The sequence below is a fragment of the Shewanella sp. DW31 genome, from assembly GCF_015767295.1.
Classification (GTDB): domain Bacteria; phylum Pseudomonadota; class Gammaproteobacteria; order Enterobacterales; family Shewanellaceae; genus Shewanella; species Shewanella oncorhynchi.
Genome location: NZ_JADWMP020000053.1, coordinates 1 through 919 on the forward strand (window position 1 = coordinate 1; position 919 = coordinate 919).

Consider the following 919-nt stretch of genomic DNA (forward strand, 5'->3'; position numbering starts at 1 on the left):
CGCATGCGTGAGCGTTTAAACAAACAATCAACCGCCTTAATCAATCAAGTCAGAGGGATGTTAGCGGAATACGGCATTGTGATAACCAAAAGTAAATCGGCTTTTAAAGTACAGTTCCCAGATATTTTAGCGGATGAAACCAATGCGCTGACTACCAAAGGTCGGGCCATTTTTTATCAGTTATATGAAGAATTTAGTGATATAGAAAAACGGCTTAAGGGTTGTGACGTTCAAGTGCTCACTGAAACTAAGAACAATGTGATTTGCCAGCGTTTAGAAACTATCCCTGGTATTGGCCCAGTCACCGCTACCGCCTTTTATGCCGCCGCAGGTGATGGTAAAGACTTCACTAATGGCAGGCACTTTTCAGCTTGGTGTGGCTTGGTTCCCAAACAACACAGCAGCGGAGGTAAAGATAACCTCCTTGGGATAAGCAAGCGGGGAAATGCGTATTTACGCACCCTGTTCATCCACGGCGCCAGAGCGGTGTTACAGCACAGTTGTCATAAACAGGATAAATTTAGTTGCTGGGCAATCCAGTTAGCAGAACGCCGAGGTTTTAACCGAGCCTGTGTAGCCGTCGCCAATAAACTCGCGAGAATGGCATGGGTTATCGCGGCGCATGACGAAGAATATCGACTTCCAGTATAGTGCTGAATAGATTCAATAAATGCTAATAATTAACCAGCCAGCAAGTTGCTAAGACACTTGATTTGATGATGAGACAGTCAGACTGATCTACTGAAAACCTTAGTCGGGCATAGGCTCATAATGAAGCCGCAAGGATGATAAGGACAGTAGAAGCAGATATCCATCAGGGCCAGAGGAATCCCTCAATAACAGGCCGGATATATGGGTGCAATGAACTCTTCTCAAAATCGCTATCGAATGTCTTGCAAACCGGATGGGTCCATATATG

1 pseudogene is annotated in these 919 nt (G+C 45.2%); it reads left to right on the forward strand.

What is annotated here, in order from left to right:
- Positions 1-651: pseudogene (locus tag GWI56_RS21565) on the forward strand (IS110-like element ISSba19 family transposase); the annotation flags it as partial.
- Between the last annotated feature and the right edge of the window lie 268 nt (positions 652-919).